Raw genomic sequence first — 18,709 nt, forward strand, 5'->3', positions numbered from 1 at the left:
TTTATACTATATAAGTGAAAGAATTTATAGGAGTATTTTATGTTTTCATTTAGAAGTAAGATAGACTCTAACCTAAAGTATTACATGGAAAATAAAGTTTATAGAAAATATAGAGTTCTAATCAAATGTAAAAACTTCACAAAAGAAATTGCAAAAAAAATCTCCTCATATAGAGGAGAACTTATATATATATTAGAATATTCAAATATAGTTTGTGCTAAATTAGATAGTAGGTCTATAGAACGTATTTCAGAATATCCTGAAGTTAAATATATAAGTTTTGATGAATACTTACATTTATGTGGAATGAGTGTCTCCACTGCTAATAAAGTTTATATTTCAGAAAAAGTTTCTCTATCTGGAAAGGGTATTGGTATTGGTATTGTTGATAGTGGAATATATCCTCATCCAGACTTACTTTCTCCATCTAATAGGATATCCAGCTTTACTGACTTAATCAATAATTTCCAATATCCCTATGATGATAATGGTCACGGTACATGCACCGCTGGTATAATTGCAAGTAGTGGAATAACATCTAATAATATGTATAAGGGAATAGCGCCACGTTCTGATATATATTGCTATAAAGCTTTTGATAAGTGTGGAAAAGGATTTTCATCTACAGTTCTCTATGCAATTGAGTCATTAATAAAAACATCTAAAGAAAAAAATATAAAAATTCTATGTTTACCTTTTGAATTACAAAACCACAATATATTTATAATCAATGCTTTTAAGGATACCTTTAATAAAGCAATTGAAAATAATGTTGCCCCAATTGTACCTAGTGGCAGTAGTTTAAATGAAGATTTTTCTATTATGGGAATTGCAACCTTAGATAATTGTTTAACTGTTGGTGGAATAGATACTAATAACTCATTAAAACCTTACTTATACTCATCTTCAGGTCCCTTTAAAAATCTTTCAAAACCTAATCTAAGTGCTGCATGTGTTGATATAGTATCTCTAAATTCAGATACATCCTATTTATCTGAAAAAGAGGGATTTAAAATATATCCTAAAAAATTAGATGTATTATATAAATCATTTTCTGGCACATCTATATCCACGGCCTATATTTCTGGAATATGTGCACTTTTATACGAAAAGAATCCAAACTTATCCTTTAAAGATTTGTGTTCGCTATTAAAGCTATCCTGCGAATTAGGAGAACTACCTAAAAAGCAGGTAGGAGAAGGAACTATAAATCTTTATAAGTTATTAGATTAATTAACTAGATACTTTTTAGGATCCACAGGACTACCATTTACTCTAACCTCAAAATGTAAATGTGGTCCTGTGCTTCTTCCTGTACTTCCAACCCTACCTATTAACTGACCTTTTTTAATTTCATCTCCAACCTTTACTTCAAACTTGCTTAAATGTCCATATATAGTTTCTATTCCATCTTCATGTTGTATCAATATCTTATTTCCATAGCTACCATCATACCTACATTCCTTAACTTTTCCATCAAGAGCTGAACAAACTGGATCTCCAATTTCTCCTGCTATATCCATACCACTATGTGTACTTCCCCATCTTGGTCCAAAGTTTGATGTTACATATCCACCTCTAGTTGGCATTCTTAAAAATGCTACATCTTCTTTTATTGGGCTCTTAGTCCCCTTATATACAACTTTATCTATACTATCTTTTATTATATCTTGCTCTATTATTTCCTCATTTACTTTTAATCCATTTCTGTAAACTACGTTAGATACAACACTTTTGATTCCTTCCTCCCCCTCCTCTACATAGACTTCCCCTAAATACATATCATCTCTATTTACTACTTTTGTTGATACATCTATGCTATCAACTCTTTCTTCTCTACATAATATATCTACAAATACTAGATTATTAAACTTATCACTTTTTATAATATTTCTAGCTATTTCTTCTATAGGTTTCACATTTCTAATTCTTTCATTTTCCTTTTCATATCTTAAGTTAGCTTTTACATCTACAGATATAATTTTATCTCTATCTATTTTACTTTCATCTATAAATATCTCTCCTATTCTTCTTAAAACCTCCTTACCCTCTTGTTCATTTAGAACTAATCCATAATATTGATCCCCTAAATAAACTTTAGTTAGAACAGCTTCTGAATTTATAGAAGATATTATAGAATCTCTTAAATCTTTATCAGTTCCTTTTACTTCATCATATTTTACTTTCTTATATGTAATATCGTTTTTATCCTCTTTATCTATAATAATATCATTTATACTATTCTTAACTTCATTACATTGAATTGATAACTCTTCTATTTCTCCATAACACTCTACTTCTTGATTATTAATATATAATTTATATATATTATCACTGTTCAAACCTAATAAGTTAATAATAATTAATATTATACTGCTTATTAAACAACATAATATAAATTTAGTTTGTAATCTTATATCCATACATCATCCCTTCACTTCCAAAAACACATCAATTACTTTTCCCATAATCTATTAATTTATACATTATATATCTATTTAGATAAGTTGTTATCCCTCCTCTCCTTTGTTATAATTATTAAATATGATGTTTATAAAATACTAATTTTGAAAGGAGGAATGTTAGAATGAGTACTTTTATATTGAAAAATAACGCATGTACCTTTACACCTATTAGCAATGTTTTTATTGAAAAATATATGCCATTTGCTAGAGGAGAATTTGTTAAGGTTTATTTACTTCTATTAAAGTATAACTTTTCTAATGAGCCTGGAGTAAATAGTTCAATACTAGCATCTTCCTTAAACCTGTTAGAATCTGATGTAATGAACGCATTAAATTATTGGAATGACCAAGGTGTAATAAAATTTGTTCCTGTAGATAAAATGAATAACTTCAGTATAGAATTTGTACCACTAGATAATGACTTAAGTAGTACTTCACCAGATGTTAACCTATTAGATGCACTAAATAACACAGAAACTAACGATATGTTAAGAGATATAGAAAGAATACTTTGTAGACCACTTTCAACAAAAGAGATGGAAATATATTTAGGATGGCAAAAAGATTTTTCTTTTACCTCAGAACTTATCCTAATACTTATTGAATATTGTGCATCAAAAGGTAAAGTTGATTACAGGTATATAGAAAAGGTTGCTCTGGCTTGGAATGATATGGGTATAAAAACTATTGAAAAAGCCCAAAGTCATATAAAGCAGACAGAAGATAAGTGGGTTAAGATAAGACAAATACTAAATTACCTAGGCATTAACAATTCAGAAATTATGAAGCCTCAGGAAGAGCTTTTGAATAAATGGATTAATGTATATAAATTTGACATTCAATTAATAAAGAAAGCTTGTGACATTTGTTTTCAAAGACTTAATAGAGCTGACTTTAAATATATTGATGGCATACTTAGCAAATGGTTTAATGACAATATAAAAACCCTAGATGATGTTGCAATTAAAGATAAACAACATAAAAATAATTATAAAAACTCATCTACTAATTATCAAAAAAACTTAAAAGCCTCAGGTTTTAATAACTTTGAACCAAGATCATATGATTATGACTCTTTAGAAAAGAAATTGTTAGGATGGGATGTTGATGATTAACGGATATCAAGCAAAAATTATGGCCGTTTATGAAAAGATACGTGATGAAGAATCTAAAAACTTAGAACTTAGAAGAAACGAAATTCGTAATTTGTATCCTGAAATAATGGATATAGATAACTTAATTCAAAAACGTTCGCTTCAATTATCTATGGCTATACTTAAGTCTAAGGATGCAGATGAAACTATAAAAAAGTTTAGAAATGAAATTACAGATTTAAGAGTAAAAAAATGTGAAATGTTAGTATCTAAAGGATATGACCCTGACTATTTGACCTTAAAATATAGGTGTAATAAATGTCAAGATACAGGCTTTATAGGTATTAATAAGTGTTCATGCTATAAACCAAAACTAATAAAATTATATTATCAAAATTCTTTACTTGAGGATACTCTAAAAGAAAAGAACTTTGATAATTTTGATCTTAATTTATTTTCAATGCATAAGGTAAGTGATGATAAATTTTCTCCCAGAAAAAATATGGATAATATTGTATCCTATGTTACTTCTGAATATTTGCCAAACTTCAATAATTCAAATACTAATCTACTTTTTTATGGTAACCCTGGAAGCGGAAAGTCTTATTTATCTTATTGTATAGCTAAAGAGCTATTAGACCTAGGCTTTTTAGTAGTATATAAAACTTCAGAAGAACTTATAAGAGATTTAAGAGATATAAAGTTTAATAATAATGCTAAATTAGAAGAACTCTTAATTGAATGTGATTTACTTATTATTGATGATCTTGGTGCCGAATCTAAGAGTGATTTTTCAATAACAGAACTTTTTAATCTTATTAACAGAAAACTATTAAGAAATAAAAAGATGCTTATTTCAACCAACCTTTCACTTCCTAATATAACAAATATATATAGTGAAAGAATTTACTCTAGACTATTAGGTGATTTTAAACTTTTCAAGTTTTATTCAGATGACATTAGAATAAAGTTAAATTTAAAAAATAAAAGGTAATGTAAAAATCTACATTACCTTTTTTATAAACCTTTTTTTATAAAAACAAAAAACATCAACTAATGTTGATGTTTTAATTTGGCGACTCAGAAGGGGCTCGAACCCTCGACCTCTGGCGTGACAGGCCAGCACTCTAACCAACTGAGCTACTGAGCCGCATTTATGGTGGGCACAACAGGGATCGAACCTGTGACCCCCTGCTTGTAAGGCAGGTGCTCTCCCAGCTGAGCTATGCGCCCAAATAAAAATGGTGACTCCTAGGGGAATCGAACCCCTGTTACCACCGTGAAAGGGTGGTGTCTTAACCGCTTGACCAAGGAGCCAAATTGTTATCTTATGATCCTCGCTAATGTGTTCTGCGCTGACCACATAGACTATAATACAGAAATTCATTATATGTGTCAACACATTTTTTTAAATTTCTTTTTATTTTTCTTAAACCTCGCATTATTCCGTGTCCGATAAGAGATAAATAGCTTCATTTTTCTCACTTTTTTTAATATTATTTATGGCTTTTCCATATCTAGATAATAAAATTTCTTTTTGCTTTATTTCTTTTCTAATTTTATTTATTTCTTCTTTTGCCCCTTCCATAAAACCTTGTATTTCCAGTGGTGTAATTAATATACTATAGTTGTCTCTTTTAAAATTTTGTCCTGATGCCATAACTTTTATAGGTAATGAGTTATTTATTACACAAATTAGTTCCTTTTCCCATATTCCTCTCTTATTAACTTTATATCTATCTCTTAAAACATTTAAATCATTTAATTTTTCATCCATCTCATTTTCTAAAGAGTCTTTTAAAGCTTTATAGAAAAATATTGATATTCCCCTATTTAATTTTATAGTTAGGAAATTAATGTTGTTTATTAAAAAATCATCTATCTCTCCCTCGCTAATTAACTCAACTTCATCATGCTTATAAGACTTTAATCCAGTACCTGTGGGATAATTAACTATTATCTCATCTATATTCATTCTTCTTACTTTAAATTCTCTATCCTTATCTTCAATCTCTGCAATAACTTTAACCTTCAAAATAATCACCTCTTATGGTATTATTCCTCTCTTTAATAGGTAATATTACTATGTTAAAATTTAATTATATTTTTAAAAAGGAGACATAAGTTTTATGATATATCACGATATTATTATTGTTGGTGGTGGAGCTTCTGGTTTAATGGCTGCAATAATTGCAAAAGATCTAGGAAAGGATGTTGCAATTATAGAAGCAACAGATAGAATAGGGAAAAAAATTTTAACTACTGGTAATGGTAGATGTAATATTTCTAACTCTAGAATTTCTTTTCCTTATGATACTTACCATAGTTCTAATAAAGATTTCTATATAGATTGCTTAGATCAGTTGAGTGTTGAAGAAACTAGAAACTTATTTTTATCTATAGGTCTACCTATAGTTGAATTAGAAAAAGGTAAATTATATCCAGCCTCTCTTCAGGCTTCATCTGTAGTAGATCTTTTAAGGTTATCTATAGAGGAAAAGGAAATTCCTTTATTCACAAATTGCAAAGTAAAAACTATCCACAAAAACAAAAACTTTAAATTATCCACAACTAATGATGAATATACTTTATTCACATGCAAAAAAGTTATTTTAGCTTGTGGAGGAAAATCTGCTCCAAAAACAGGTTCAGATGGTTCAGGATATAGATTAGCAAAAGACTTAGGGCATTCTGTCACAAGTACAGTACCTGGTATTGTGCAGTTAAAGTTAGATTATCCACACCTAAAAGCATTATCTGGAATTAAGTTTGATGGAAGAATCTCTATATATGTTGATGGGAAATTAGTTAGAGAAGATATTGGTGAAGTTCTCTTTACCGATTATGGAATATCAGGGCCTCCAATATTACAACTTTCTGCTATAGCTTCTAGAGCCTTGGATAATAATCAAAATGTTGAATTAAGTGTAGATATGATGCCTAACTTATCTATTGAAGAAACTAAAGATTTTTTAGAGGGACACTTATACATGTTTAGCCATAGAACCATTTCTAATTCTTTTATTGGGATTATAAATAAAAAACTCATACCTATAATATTAAAGGATTCAGGAATAAATAATATTCATATTCCTTGCTATGACTTGGATTGGAAAGATAAAAATGAATTACTGTCTAGATTTAAGGGATGGAGATTTAAATGTATAGATACTAATGGATTCAATAATGCCCAATTAACTGTAGGTGGCATAAATACAAAAGAAGTTAATCCTAAAACATTAGAATCTAATATAACACCAGGTTTATTCTTTTGTGGAGAGGTACTAGATGTTAATGGTGATTGCGGTGGATTTAATCTTCAATGGGCATGGTCATCAGGTTATACTGTAGGGAATAGTGTTTAAACTATTCCCTTTTATGTTTGTACTATCATAGATAATATTTAATATATCCCACTTATCTTCTGATTTTAAATATTTTATTTTCATATTTACTTCATATTCTATTTCATCTTCTTGTATTGTTAATACACCTTGTATTTCCCTTAATTTATATGACTCTATCTCTTTTACACTTTCTATATTGAATTTAAAAGTCACTTCATTATCTAAAATGTATTCTTTATCTCTTATGTATATAACTTTGCCCCTTAAATCATTACATACTCTTTTTCCTGTTATAAAAGAATTCTTTATAACAAATGTTAAACATATAACTCCCACAAGCATAATTCCAAATAATAAACAATAGAACGTTACCTTATTCTTATCTAATTTATTCATCCTATCCCTCTATTAATTCATATACTTATCTATATTCATATCAATAAACTTATATTTATATAAATATTTCAATATATAAAAAAAGAGCGAATATAAAAATATCCGCTCTTTTAATTATTTATTTAATGCTTCCATTAATTCATTTAAGTTTATTCCATGTACCATAGCAGCTTCCTCAATTGTTTCAGCTTGTGCTGATGGACAACCCACGCAACCCATTCCAAAGCTCATTAAAACTTCTGCCTTACTTGAATCAGCTTTTATAACTTCACCTATTGTCATATCCTTAGTTATCATACTTATCACCTCTTTATACTTACTAGTACTTAGTATTATAAAAAAATTATATTTTATCCACTAAATAAAGTCAAGTAAAGTACTCGGAATTAAAGTTCTCCAACTCTCATAGTTTGATCTCTTTTTGGTCCTACTGATACTATTGATATTCTTGTTCCAGTAAACTCTGAAATTCTTTCAAGGTACTTCTTTGCATTTTCAGGTATTTCATCATAACTTCTTGCATCTGCTACTGAATCATCCCATCCATCAAATTCTTCATATACAGGTTCACACTTAGCTAAATCCTCTAAGCTTGCTGGGAAATAATCTATTATTTCTCCATTAAATTTATACCCTACACATACCTTTAACTTATCCAATCCTGCTAGTGTATCAATCTTAGTAACTGCCAATGAAGTTAAGCCAGATACTCTAACTGCAGACTTAACTATAACTAAGTCAAGCCAACCACATCTTCTAGATCTACCTGTAGTTACTCCATATTCATGTCCCTTTGTTCTTATCCATTCACCAGTTTCATTTTCTAATTCAGTTGGGAAAGGACCCTTACCAACTCTTGTAGTATATGCTTTTGTAATACCTACTGCATTTTTAATCATATTTGGTCCAACACCAATTCCGTTGCTTACTCCACCTGCTGTTGTATTTGAAGATGTAACATATGGATATGTTCCATGATCTATATCTAAAAGCATACCTTGAGCTCCTTCAAAAAGAACTGTTTTATCTTCTTTAATTGAATCATAAACTTTTACTGATGTATCCTTTACGAATGGTCCTATTTTCTCTGCATATTGTTTATATTGAACTAATATCTCTTCTGCATCTAAAGCTTCTCCACCAAGAACCTTTGTTATATATTCATTCTTCATTTTTATGTTTTCTCTTAGTTTTTCTTCAAATACATCTTCATGTAATAAATCACAAACTCTAATTCCACATCTCTCAAACTTATCTGTATAACAAGGACCTATTCCTTTTCCAGTAGTTCCTATATCATTCTTCCCTCTAGCCTTTTCCTTTAAAATATCTAATACTCTATGATATGGCATTATTAAGTGAGCTCTATCACTAATAATTAGCTTTTCTGGAGTTACCTTAACACCTTCTTTTTCTAAATATCCTATCTCTTCAAATAAGGCCTTAGGATCTACTACAACACCATTTCCTATTACATTTAACTTGTTGTCATATAATATACCTGAAGGTATTAAGTGAAGCTTGTATTGTCTATCTCCTACTTCTACAGTATGACCTGCATTATTTCCTCCCTGGAATCTAACGACTACATCTGCTTCTTCAGCTAGATAATCAGTCATTTTACCCTTTCCTTCATCGCCCCATTGGGCACCTAAAACAATAAACGCTGACATATACACTGCCTCCTTATGTAAAATCTACTCCTACATACTAACAAAGTGATTGTCATAGGTCAATATCCACTCGAATATTTTTTTGCAAATTACTATTATAATTCGTATAATAATAGTAGTAAACTTAGTTTCTTATTCTAGAAATTAATATATAAAAAGGGGTGCTCATATGACAATATACGAAAAAGCTTTAAAATTTCATGAAGAAAAAAGAGGTAAACTTGAAATATGTTCAAGAACTCCAATTAAAGATTCACAAGATCTTAGTTTAGCTTATACTCCAGGGGTGGCTGAACCATGTAGAGAAATATATAAAGATCCCTCTAAAGCCTATCTATATACTAGAAAGTGGAATACTGTTGCTGTAATATCTGATGGTACAGCAGTACTAGGTTTAGGTGATATTGGTCCTCTAGCTTCTTTACCTGTAATGGAAGGAAAATCAATTCTATTTAAAGAATTTGGAGATGTTGATGCATTTCCTATAGTATTAGATACAAAAGATGTTGATGAGATTGTCGATACAATAGTTAAAATTTCACCTTCATTAGGCGGAATAAATCTTGAAGACATATCTGCTCCAAGATGTTTTGAAATTGAACAACGATTAAAGGAAAAATTAGATATTCCAGTTTTTCATGATGATCAACACGGAACTGCTATAGTTGTTTTATCAGGGATTATAAATGCCCTTAAGATAGTTAATAAAAAGTTGGAAAACTTAAAAGTTGTAATTAATGGTGCTGGTTCTGCTGGTACTGCTATCTGTAAGCTCCTATTATCATCTGGAGTAAAAAATATTGTTATGTGCGATATTAATGGCATTATTCATAAGGAAGCTGACTTAAAAAATGATGCTTTAAAAGAATTAGCACAAATAACAAATCCAAATAATGAAACAGGTTCTCTTAGTACTGCAATGAAAGGTGCTGATATATTTATAGGTGTATCTGCTCCAAATATCGTTTCTAAGGAAATGGTTTCTTCAATGAATAAAGATTCTATATTGTTTGCAATGGCTAACCCTACTCCTGAAATTTTTCCTGAGGATGCTCTTGAGGCGGGAGCACTAGTTGTTGGTACAGGAAGATCAGATTATCCTAATCAAATAAATAATGTTTTGGCTTTCCCTGGTGTATTTAGAGGTGCATTAGATGTTAGAGCAAGAGAAATAAATGAAGCGATGAAGGTAGCAGCTGCCTATGCTATTGCTAATGCTATTAGTGATGATGAATTAAGACCAGATAATATTATTCCTAAAGCTTTCGACTTAAACGTACAAAATCTAGTTGCTGAAGCAGTAAAAAATGCTGCAATAAAAACTGGAGTAAATAAAATATAAAAAATGTAAAGCTGGCAATAGAGAATAGGTTTTCTCCATTGCTAACTTTTTTTATTTCATATTTATATATTTTTATATTTATATGTTTGTTTCTTTATATATTTTTATATTTATTTGTTCATATATTTATTTCTTTATATATTTAGAGAATACATCTATATGCAATCATAATCCGTAAGTTATTTATAATATAATTTTAAAAAAGTTAAGACTCTCTAAACTTAAAATAAGTTTCTGTTTAAAGATAAAAAAGGGCTATATCAAAATAATAAATTATTATGATATAGCCCTACTCTTTACTTACATAGATTTAGATTTATCTGCACATTTTATCATTGCTTCAATAATAGAACTTCTAAATCCTTGTTTTTCTAACTCTACTACAGCATCTATTGTTGTTCCTGATGGTGAACATACCATATCTTTTAATTCACCAGGATGTTGTTCTGTATCTAATATCATCTTTGCTGATCCTAATACACTTTGTGCTGCCATTTTATATGCTTTTTTTCTTGGTATGCCAAGTTTTACTGCTGCATCTGCCATAGCCTCAATAAATATAAATACATATGCTGGTGAGGAACCGCATAAGGCTATAAAACCATGAAAATCTTTTTCTTCAAGTTCTACGCATTCTCCAAAACTTTTATACATATCTATCACTAACTTTAACTCTTCGTCTAAAACATTATTATTAGTACATATAGCTGACATACCTTCTCCTACAAGTGCAGGAGTGTTAGGCATTGTTCTTACAATTCTAGCTTTATCACTAATTAAAGCTTCCATATCACTTATAGTTATTCCTGCTGCTATAGTTATAATAAGTTTTTCTTGCAATAATTCTCTTCTTAGTTCACCAATAACTTTTGCATACATATTAGGCTTAACTGCAAGAAAAATTACATCTGAATTTTTTATAACATCTTCATTATTAGTTGTTACATTAACATTATATTTTTCTTGTATTAATTTTGCAGACTCTTCTGTTCTAGTAGAAACAATAATATTACTTGAATTTGAAAATCCTGAATTTATTAATCCTCCTACCATAGCTCTTCCCATATTGCCACAACCTATAAACCCAATCCTCTTCATAATACATATCTCCCAACTAAATTAGTCTTTATGAATAACATCTAAGTCACCAAACTTACTTAATGCTCCTAAGAATGCCATCTTTACAGTTCCAACCGGACCATTTCTGTGTTTAGCCACTATACATTCTGCCATATTCTTATCTTCTGTTTCCTTATTGTAATACTCATCTCTATATAAAAACATAACAAGGTCAGCATCCTGCTCTATTGAACCTGATTCTCTTAAATCTGATAACATAGGCCTATGATCAGCTCTTTGTTCAGGTGCACGAGATAGCTGTGATAACGCTATTACAGGACACTCCATTTCCTTAGCTAATGCCTTAATAGATCTTGATATTTCGGATACTTCTTGTTGTCTATTTTCTGATGATGATCCTGACATTAATTGAAGATAGTCTATTAAAATAAGATCAATACCATATTCCATCTTAAGTCTTCTACACTTAGATCTCATCTCCATAACAGTTACACCTGCTGTATCATCAATATAAATTTTAGCTTTTGAAAGAGGACCTGTAGCTCTAGCTATGTTTTCCCAGTCCTTATCATCAAGATTACCAGTTCTCAATTTAAGCATATCAACATTTGCTTCAGAACATAGTAGCTTATATGCTAATTGTTCCTTAGGCATTTCTAAAGAAAATATTACTACACTCTTTCCCTCTCTTAATGCTGCGTTTTCTGCAATATTTAAAGCAAATGTAGTTTTCCCCATAGATGGTCTAGCTGCTATAAGAACCATATCTCCCTTTTGAAATCCTGATGTTTTTGCATCTAAATCAGTAAATCCAGAAGGAACACCAGTAATTTGTCCCTTGTTATTAAAAAGTCTTTCTATTTCTAGAAAACCTCTTTCAAGAACATCACTTAATGCTTCAAAGTCACTAGTACTCCTTTTTTCAGCTATATCAAATATTTTCTTCTCTGCAAGGTCTAAAACGCCTTCTACTTCACCCTGCTTATTATAACTATCTTCTATAATTGCAGTTGATGCTTTAATTAACCTTCTTAATATAGATTTTTCTTCCACTATTTTTATGTAAGATGATAAATTAGCTGTAGTTGGGACAGAAGAACTAACTTCTGTTATATATGTTACCCCACCAGCCTTTTCTAATTGATCTGTAGATTTTAGATACTCTAGAAGAGTAACTAAATCTACAGCCATGTCATTTTTAAACATTTCAAAAATTGATTTATATATTATCTTATGTCCATCTCTATAAAAATCGTCTTCTGTTAACTTTTCTGCCACTTGAGCAATAGCACTTTTATCAATTATCATTGATCCTATTACAGATTGTTCTGCCTCAATACTTTGTGGTAGACTTCTCATAACTGGAGCGTCCATTACATAACTCTCCTCCTAACTATTAAAATACAATACTCAATAATTCTTCTATATCGCCTACTGCCCTTACTTCTATATCTTTTAATCCCTTAGGAATCTCATTTTCATTATCCTTTGGAACTAAAACCAACTTAATTTCTTTTCTTCTTGCTCCATATATTTTCTCAAATATTCCTCCTACGGGCTTCACTTTACCTCTTAAGGATATTTCACCTGTTAAAGCAATATCTTGTCTTAAAGGCTTATCTAATAGAGCACTAATTACACACATAGTTATTGCTGCACCTGCTGATGGTCCATCTATTTTACCTCCACCAACAACATTTACGTGTATATCATAATCTCTAATATCTTTATCTGTAAACTTTCTAATTACTGATGCTGCATTATACACAGAGTCTTTTGCCATTGATCCAGCCGTTTCATTAAATCTAACTGTACCTGCACCCTTTTTCTTAGCAGTAAAAACTGCTGCCTCTATTTCTAAAGTAGAACCAAGGAATCCACTTACCCCAAGGCCATATATATGTCCAACCTCATATTCCTTTTCATCCTTGTTTCTTTCAAATGGTACATATCTTCCTATAGAAATTACTTCTTCTATGTCATTAAGCGTTATTTGTATATTATCTGTACTATTCGAATTATTCCTATATAAAGCAAAACCATATGCATCAGTTAATATATTTACAGCTTTTCTGCCTTCAATAGTATATCTACTTATTAATTCTGCTACCCCATCCTCTAGAGTAACACCTAACTTATTAGACGCATTTAAAACAATTTGTTCTATATCTCTAGATGATAGAGGTTCAAAATATACTTCAGTACATCTAGATCGTAGGGCTGGATTTAATTCTCCAGGTTCTCTTGTTGTTGCGCCTATTAAAACAAAATCTGCTGGAGCACCCTTATCAAATAAATACTTTATATACTTAGGAGTATTTTCATCATCTGGATCATAATAAGACGATGAAAACTCTACTCTTTTATCTTCTAATACTTTAAGTAACTTATTTTGAAGTATATTATCTAATTCTCCTATTTCATCTATAAATAATATTCCTCCATGTGCCTCTGTTACTAATCCTGGCTTTGGTTCAGGAACTCCAACATCAGCTAAATCTCTTTTACTTCCTTGATATATAGGATCATGTACAGAACCCAACAAAGGATTTGTTATTTCCCTTGGATCCCACCTTAATGTAGTCCCATCTACCTCTACAAATTTTGATTCATCATCAAATGGAGTAAAAGATAGTCTTCTAGCCTCTTCTAATGCTATTCTAGCTGCCGTTGTCTTACCTACACCTGGAGGTCCATATAAGATTATATGCTGTGGATATGGAGATGAAAGCTTTGATATTAATGATTTAATAGCTCTATCTTGACCTACTACTTCACTAAAATTTTCGGGTCTAAGAAAACTCATTATATTCTTATTTGTTTTCTTTTCATCTAAGTGAATTAACTCTTCATACTTTTTATTAGTCTTAGAATTTTCACTTCCCTTTTGCTTTTTAATAACAGATAAACGTACTTCATCTATATACTTTTCTTGCTTATCCATTATATTTTTTTCTACTTTAGCTTCAATTTGACTCTGAACATATTTACGCGCCAACTCTTCTGAAATCCAATCAACTGTATTTTCAATAGTATTATCCACTTCATCTTCAGATGGAATAGTATCTCTACCTTTTCCATCTGAAGCTATCATTTCTAATGCATATGCTCTCTCACATACATTTGGAGAATTAACATACTTTTGCAATTTATATTTTACAGTTCTTGCTCTTACTGCTCCTTGATCTAAAACATTATTTAAAATTTCAAATAATACATTAATCTGAGCTTCCTGAGTCAAGTCACCATTTAATACTTCTTTTAAGAAGTCTACTTCCTCATGAAACTTCAATATTACTCCTCCTTATTGTTGTGGAACAATAATAACTTTCATCTTTGTTGTTACTTCTGGATATAACTTAACTTCTATAGTATAACCTCCAGCAACCTTTATTGTTTCCATTACTATTTTTTTCTTATCTACTACTACCTTGTACTGTGTTTTTATTAATTCAGCAACATCTTTACTTGTAATTGCACCAAATAACTTTCCACTTTCACCTGTCTTAGCAGTTATTTTTATTTCTTTATCTTTTAATTCTGATGCTAACTTTTGAGCTGCTTCTAGCTCAGCTAACTTTTGTTTTCTTTCATTTTCCTTTTTATTATTTAAAATATGAAGATTTGAATCTGTTGCCTCTTGAGCTAATTTCCTAGGAAATAAATAGTTTCTTGCATATCCATCTGATGTATTAATTACATCACCTTTTTTACCTAACTTCTTAACATCTTGTAATAAAATTACTTGCATGTTATTCACCCACCTTTAAATGTTTTTTTATTGATTCTTCTAGTTTTTCAATTACTTCTTCTATTGTTAATCCAGACATCTTTGTGCCTGCTATATTCATGTGACCTCCACCTCCAAGTTCTTCTAATACAACTTGAACATTTATATCACCAACTGACCTTCCACTTATATAGATATCATCATTAATCTTAGCTAGAACAAAACCAGCTAAGATTCCAGATATATTTAACATCTCATCAGCCGATTTAGCTACTATTACTGTATCAACATTATCAGGACATACTGCTATAGCAGTATTATTACTTGGATTTACCTTAGCTGATTTTATAGTTTCTGCAATTAGTAAATAATCTTCTAGGTTATCAGTAAACATCTTCTTAACTTCTATTGTATCTGCACCAATATTCCTTAAAAAAGATGCTGCTTCAAAAGTTCTTACTCCTGTTTTAAAGGAGAATCCTTTTGTATCCATATATATTCCAGCTAAAAGTCCCTCTGCCTCAGTTTGAGTAAGCTTTGGGTCTTTCAACATATATTGAATCACTTCTGTTATCATTTCTGAAGTTGAAGAAGCGTAAACTTCTATATAATTTAGCAAAGCCCCTCCTATCATATCAGGACTTCTCCTATGATGATCTATTATAACCTTTCTCTTACTTTTTTCTATAAAATCTATATTCTCAACATAACTTCTATTGTGAACATCAACTACTATAACTAAATCATTATCATCTATATATCTATTAGCATCATCTAAAGATATAAAATAATCATTATATTTAACATCTCTTTTTAATCTATCTAGAAAATAATTTATAGGTACAGTATCATTTCCTAGTATTATACTACAATCTTTTCCTAATTGTCTTATTGTAGATGCTAACGCAACAGCTGAACCAAAGCAATCCATATCAGGATTCCTATGTCCTATTATATATATCTTTTCACTTTCATATATTAATTCTTTTAATGCATGAGATATTACCCTAGCTCTAACTCTTGTTCTCTTTTCAATCTCTTTTGTATTGCCACCAATTATCTTTATATTCTCATTATCTTTAATTACTACTTGATCTCCACCTCTACCCAATGCTAATTCCTTTGCAACGGTAGCAAAATTATCATTTTCTAAAGGAGATATCCCCCCTCTACCAACACCAATACTCAAAGTAACCTCTAATTTATTACCCTTATCTATTTTTGAAATTTCTTCTAAAATAGGGAATTTATTAGATATTTCTTTCTCAACGCTTTTATCATTTACTGATAAAACATATTTATTAGTATCATACTTCTTTATCATTGCATTTAATTTATGAGCATAGGCATTTATACATCTTTCTACTTCTGCTACAACTAAGGGTCTACTATTTTCTTCAGTAGTATCTAAAGCTTCATTTAAGTTATCAACTTCTATATGAACTATACTTTCCTTTGTCTTCTCTAAATCAAAAATATTGCTTATATCATTGAAATAAATAAGATAATACTCTTCACTGTTATTATTTAGCTTTGTACTATGAACATCATATACTTTTCCATCATATTTTAATCTTTGATGTGAATCTGCTTTATTTTCTAGTACTTTATCTAAACTTAGTCCTCTTGCAACACTTAAAATATTCTTATTTAATAATTCTTCCCTTTTTGCTATATCATTAAACCTTTCATTACTCCAGGCAATATCTCCTGTATTATTGATAAGCACAATAGGAAATGGTATATTACACATGTTATCTGATATTGATTTATTTATATCATCAATAAATTTTCTTTTATCATTATCTTTTCTCCAATACATCTGTAATAAATAAAAATTATTAATTAGAAAAATTAGAAATACTGCTGCTCCTATCATCTTATAATCATAGTACCAGAACAAAATAGATATTATAATTAAAGTCATAGGCTTAAGATATCTCTTTAATATTTCAGATTTGTTCATAAGCCAATTATCCTCCTAACAAAGATATCACTTTCTATTTTTTTCAATATAATTTTTTAAATTACTTAAACATTTTCCCTCTTTTTCAACTTCATCTTCCGCTCTAATTCCTAGTTCTAATTTTTCTTTCATTATATTGTCCACTTCAGAAAATGAATATCCTAACTTTTCTGCTAATACATATAATATTATTATTGCCCCAGATATGCACTCCAAAATTGCATTTTGTGCAACATTCGATCCTTTAGTTAATAATCTAAAAAATTCTCCTATGATACATATTAATTGAGCCTTTAAATTCTCTATTATCTTTACATTTGCCATTATGTTAAGTTCTTTATATTTCATGGAACTCACCTCTTTTATCCTTGTATATATATTTTATGTTTTTTTAAGGAGTATTTCAAGGTTAGCTCAGAGCTTTTACCATATTTTTCACTAATTCCTTCATTTAACAAAAAAGAAGCCTTAAAGCTTCTTTAATAATAATAAAACCTCTGATATTACTCAGAGGTTTCTGTTCACTATTACTCAGTTGTGAATGGTAATAATGCTATGTTTCTAGATCTCTTTATCGCATCTGTTAATTGTCTTTGGTGCTTAGCACATGTTCCAGATATTCTTCTTGGAAGAATCTTTCCTCTTTCTGTAACATACTTTCTTAACTTAGCAACATCTTTATAATCGATGCTTTCAGCCTTATCTACGCAAAAAGCACAAACTTTTCTTTTAGATCTTCTCATCTTACCGTTTGGTCTTCTAACATCTTTCATTTATGTTTCCCTCCTTACCTTGAAATTTAGAATGGCATATCTCCATCATCTACTGGAGTAATGTCATCATTGAAACTCAAGTCACCGAATGAATCGTTATTTCCTTGAGCTGAATAATTAGAATTTGAATTTCCATATCCACCATTGTTAAATGAATCTGCATTATCTCTAGCTCCGTTTCCAGAACCAATGAACTCAAAACTTTCTACAGCAACATCTGTAGTATATCTTTTAGTTCCATCTTGAGCATCATAGCTACCTGTTCTTATACTTCCAGTAACAGCTATTTGTCTACCCTTCGTAAGATATTGAGATATCGTTTCTGCTGTTTTACCAAATGCAACGCAATTAATAAAATCAGTTTCATCTTTCTTGAATTGTCTATTTACAGCCACAGTAAATCTACCTATAGCCATTCCGCTACCAGCTGCAAATCTCAATTCAGGATCTTTTGTAAGTCTTCCAATAAGAATAACCTTATTCATTACAATACCTCCTATTAAGCTTCTTCTTTAACAATAATGTGTCTGATAACTCCATCAGTAATTCTAAAAATTCTGTCTAATTCTCTTGGTAATTCAGTGTTAGCAGTAAAGTTGATTAATGTGTAGTAACCTTCGTTTACCTTAGCAATTTCGTAAGCAAGCTTTCTCTTACCCCAGAAATCTACATTTTCAACAGTTCCACCACCATTTTCAATAACACCCTTAAACTTTTCAATAGTAGCCTTTACAGCTTCTTCTTCAAAAGATGGGTTTAGTATGAATATAGTTTCGTACTTTCTCATCTATTTCACCTCCTCCCCTCGGACTAACGGCTGTACTTTGTACAGCAGGGATTACA

Annotated in this window: 19 protein-coding genes and 3 tRNA genes; 5 read left to right on the top strand and 17 right to left on the bottom strand. The window is 30.1% G+C overall.

The features are described 5' to 3' along the window. The first annotated feature begins 39 nt into the window (after nt 1–39). Complete coding sequence (locus tag G594_RS0113090) at nt 40–1,233, top strand: S8 family peptidase (RefSeq protein ID WP_027099001.1); 1,194 nt, start codon at nt 40–42, stop codon at nt 1,231–1,233. Here G594_RS0113090 and G594_RS19695 read toward each other — a convergent pair. After that, nucleotides 1,230–2,423, bottom strand: a complete 1,194-nt coding sequence (locus tag G594_RS19695) for a peptidoglycan DD-metalloendopeptidase family protein (protein ID WP_027099002.1) — start codon at nt 2,421–2,423, stop codon at nt 1,230–1,232. The two genes, G594_RS0113090 and G594_RS19695, sit on opposite strands and share 4 nt — an antisense overlap. Before the next feature lie 164 nt (nt 2,424–2,587). Here G594_RS19695 and G594_RS0113100 point away from each other — a divergent pair, with 164 nt between their 5' ends. Next, nucleotides 2,588–3,580: a DnaD domain protein gene (locus tag G594_RS0113100; protein WP_027099003.1), complete on the top strand. Its 993-nt coding sequence runs from the start codon at nt 2,588–2,590 to the stop codon at nt 3,578–3,580. Next, nucleotides 3,573–4,553, top strand: a complete 981-nt coding sequence (locus tag G594_RS0113105) for an ATP-binding protein (protein ID WP_027099004.1) — start codon at nt 3,573–3,575, stop codon at nt 4,551–4,553. The genes G594_RS0113100 and G594_RS0113105 overlap by 8 nt, the downstream gene beginning before the upstream one ends. Before the next feature lie 79 nt (nt 4,554–4,632). On the opposite strand, the gene G594_RS0113110 is transcribed toward G594_RS0113105, so the two are convergent. The 4 genes from G594_RS0113110 to G594_RS0113125 form a co-directional block, all read right to left on the bottom strand. Beyond that, nucleotides 4,633–4,709: transfer RNA gene (locus G594_RS0113110), tRNA-Asp, on the bottom strand. Nucleotides 4,710–4,716: 7 nt separating this feature from the next. Next, nucleotides 4,717–4,792 (bottom strand) — tRNA-Val (locus G594_RS0113115). Nucleotides 4,793–4,801: 9 nt separating this feature from the next. Then, nucleotides 4,802–4,876: transfer RNA gene (locus tag G594_RS0113120), tRNA-Glu, on the bottom strand. A 124-nt stretch (nt 4,877–5,000) separates the two neighbouring features. After that, nucleotides 5,001–5,594: a hypothetical protein gene (locus tag G594_RS0113125; RefSeq protein WP_027099005.1), complete on the bottom strand. Its 594-nt coding sequence runs from the start codon at nt 5,592–5,594 to the stop codon at nt 5,001–5,003. Between the two features lie 94 nt (nt 5,595–5,688). Here G594_RS0113125 and G594_RS0113130 point away from each other — a divergent pair, with 94 nt between their 5' ends. Beyond that, complete coding sequence (locus G594_RS0113130) at nt 5,689–6,924, top strand: BaiN/RdsA family NAD(P)/FAD-dependent oxidoreductase (protein WP_027099006.1); 1,236 nt, start codon at nt 5,689–5,691, stop codon at nt 6,922–6,924. Here G594_RS0113130 and G594_RS0113135 read toward each other — a convergent pair. The 3 genes from G594_RS0113135 to G594_RS0113145 form a co-directional block, all read right to left on the bottom strand. Next, nucleotides 6,895–7,302, bottom strand: a complete 408-nt coding sequence (locus G594_RS0113135) for a hypothetical protein (protein WP_027099007.1) — start codon at nt 7,300–7,302, stop codon at nt 6,895–6,897. The genes G594_RS0113130 and G594_RS0113135 overlap by 30 nt on opposite strands. Before the next feature lie 114 nt (nt 7,303–7,416). Further along, on the bottom strand, nt 7,417–7,599 hold the full coding sequence (locus G594_RS0113140) for a DUF1858 domain-containing protein (RefSeq protein ID WP_027099008.1): 183 nt from the start codon (nt 7,597–7,599) through the stop codon (nt 7,417–7,419). Nucleotides 7,600–7,688: 89 nt separating this feature from the next. Then, entirely contained in the window at nt 7,689–8,975 is a 1,287-nt protein-coding gene (locus tag G594_RS0113145) for an adenylosuccinate synthase (RefSeq protein WP_027099009.1), read from the bottom strand. 169 nt (nt 8,976–9,144) lie between these two features. Between G594_RS0113145 and G594_RS0113150 the strand changes: the two genes are divergently transcribed. Beyond that, nucleotides 9,145–10,317, top strand: a complete 1,173-nt coding sequence (locus G594_RS0113150; RefSeq protein ID WP_027099010.1) for an NAD(P)-dependent malic enzyme — start codon at nt 9,145–9,147, stop codon at nt 10,315–10,317. A 300-nt stretch (nt 10,318–10,617) separates the two neighbouring features. On the opposite strand, the gene proC is transcribed toward G594_RS0113150, so the two are convergent. From proC to rpsF, 9 genes are all read right to left on the bottom strand, one after another. Then, a complete protein-coding gene (proC, locus tag G594_RS0113155) occupies nt 10,618–11,418 on the bottom strand; it encodes a pyrroline-5-carboxylate reductase (RefSeq protein ID WP_027099011.1) in 801 nt (266 codons plus the stop codon). An 18-nt stretch (nt 11,419–11,436) separates the two neighbouring features. Beyond that, the gene (locus G594_RS0113160; protein WP_027099012.1) at nt 11,437–12,771 is read right to left on the bottom strand and encodes a replicative DNA helicase; all 1,335 of its coding nucleotides are present in this window, start codon (nt 12,769–12,771) and stop codon (nt 11,437–11,439) included. 22 nt (nt 12,772–12,793) lie between these two features. Next, complete coding sequence (lonC, locus tag G594_RS0113165) at nt 12,794–14,689, bottom strand: Lon family ATP-dependent protease (protein WP_027099013.1); 1,896 nt, start codon at nt 14,687–14,689, stop codon at nt 12,794–12,796. Nucleotides 14,690–14,701: 12 nt separating this feature from the next. Then, nucleotides 14,702–15,148 carry a 50S ribosomal protein L9 gene (gene rplI / locus G594_RS0113170; RefSeq protein WP_027099014.1) on the bottom strand — a complete coding sequence of 149 codons (447 nt, stop codon included), beginning with the start codon at nt 15,146–15,148 and terminating at the stop codon, nt 14,702–14,704. A 1-nt stretch (nt 15,149) separates the two neighbouring features. Further along, the gene (locus G594_RS0113175) at nt 15,150–17,093 is read right to left on the bottom strand and encodes a DHH family phosphoesterase (protein ID WP_027099015.1); all 1,944 of its coding nucleotides are present in this window, start codon (nt 17,091–17,093) and stop codon (nt 15,150–15,152) included. A gap of 27 nt (nt 17,094–17,120) precedes the next feature. After that, complete coding sequence (locus G594_RS0113180; protein WP_027099016.1) at nt 17,121–17,441, bottom strand: MazG-like family protein; 321 nt, start codon at nt 17,439–17,441, stop codon at nt 17,121–17,123. Nucleotides 17,442–17,620: 179 nt separating this feature from the next. Continuing rightward, a complete protein-coding gene (rpsR, locus tag G594_RS0113185) occupies nt 17,621–17,866 on the bottom strand; it encodes a 30S ribosomal protein S18 (RefSeq protein ID WP_027099017.1) in 246 nt (81 codons plus the stop codon). A 26-nt stretch (nt 17,867–17,892) separates the two neighbouring features. Next, nucleotides 17,893–18,351 (bottom strand): single-stranded DNA-binding protein, encoded by a 459-nt coding sequence (locus tag G594_RS0113190; RefSeq protein ID WP_027099018.1) that lies wholly within the window; start codon nt 18,349–18,351, stop codon nt 17,893–17,895. 14 nt (nt 18,352–18,365) lie between these two features. Continuing rightward, nucleotides 18,366–18,653, bottom strand: coding sequence for a 30S ribosomal protein S6 (rpsF, locus tag G594_RS0113195; RefSeq protein ID WP_027099019.1), 288 nt, complete (start codon nt 18,651–18,653; stop codon nt 18,366–18,368). Nucleotides 18,654–18,709 lie beyond the last annotated feature (56 nt).

This window comes from Clostridium paraputrificum AGR2156 (assembly GCF_000424025.1).
GTDB classification, from domain to species: Bacteria; Bacillota; Clostridia; order Clostridiales; family Clostridiaceae; genus Clostridium; species Clostridium paraputrificum.

Coding starts and splice junctions, on each gene's coding strand:
- G594_RS0113140 (WP_027099008.1), bottom strand. CDS start 7,599: ATGATAACTAAGGATATGACAATAGGTGAAGTTATAAAAGCTGATTCA.
- G594_RS0113130 (WP_027099006.1), top strand. CDS start 5,689: ATGATATATCACGATATTATTATTGTTGGTGGTGGAGCTTCTGGTTTA.
- G594_RS0113160 (WP_027099012.1), bottom strand. CDS start 12,771: ATGGACGCTCCAGTTATGAGAAGTCTACCACAAAGTATTGAGGCAGAA.
- G594_RS0113145 (WP_027099009.1), bottom strand. CDS start 8,975: ATGTCAGCGTTTATTGTTTTAGGTGCCCAATGGGGCGATGAAGGAAAG.
- G594_RS0113180 (WP_027099016.1), bottom strand. CDS start 17,441: ATGAAATATAAAGAACTTAACATAATGGCAAATGTAAAGATAATAGAG.
- G594_RS0113175 (WP_027099015.1), bottom strand. CDS start 17,093: ATGAACAAATCTGAAATATTAAAGAGATATCTTAAGCCTATGACTTTA.
- G594_RS0113100 (WP_027099003.1), top strand. CDS start 2,588: ATGAGTACTTTTATATTGAAAAATAACGCATGTACCTTTACACCTATT.
- rpsF (WP_027099019.1), bottom strand. CDS start 18,653: ATGAGAAAGTACGAAACTATATTCATACTAAACCCATCTTTTGAAGAA.
- G594_RS0113105 (WP_027099004.1), top strand. CDS start 3,573: ATGATTAACGGATATCAAGCAAAAATTATGGCCGTTTATGAAAAGATA.
- G594_RS0113135 (WP_027099007.1), bottom strand. CDS start 7,302: ATGAATAAATTAGATAAGAATAAGGTAACGTTCTATTGTTTATTATTT.
- rpsR (WP_027099017.1), bottom strand. CDS start 17,866: ATGAAAGATGTTAGAAGACCAAACGGTAAGATGAGAAGATCTAAAAGA.
- G594_RS0113190 (WP_027099018.1), bottom strand. CDS start 18,351: ATGAATAAGGTTATTCTTATTGGAAGACTTACAAAAGATCCTGAATTG.
- G594_RS19695 (WP_027099002.1), bottom strand. CDS start 2,423: ATGGATATAAGATTACAAACTAAATTTATATTATGTTGTTTAATAAGC.
- G594_RS0113090 (WP_027099001.1), top strand. CDS start 40: ATGTTTTCATTTAGAAGTAAGATAGACTCTAACCTAAAGTATTACATG.
- rplI (WP_027099014.1), bottom strand. CDS start 15,148: ATGCAAGTAATTTTATTACAAGATGTTAAGAAGTTAGGTAAAAAAGGT.
- G594_RS0113150 (WP_027099010.1), top strand. CDS start 9,145: ATGACAATATACGAAAAAGCTTTAAAATTTCATGAAGAAAAAAGAGGT.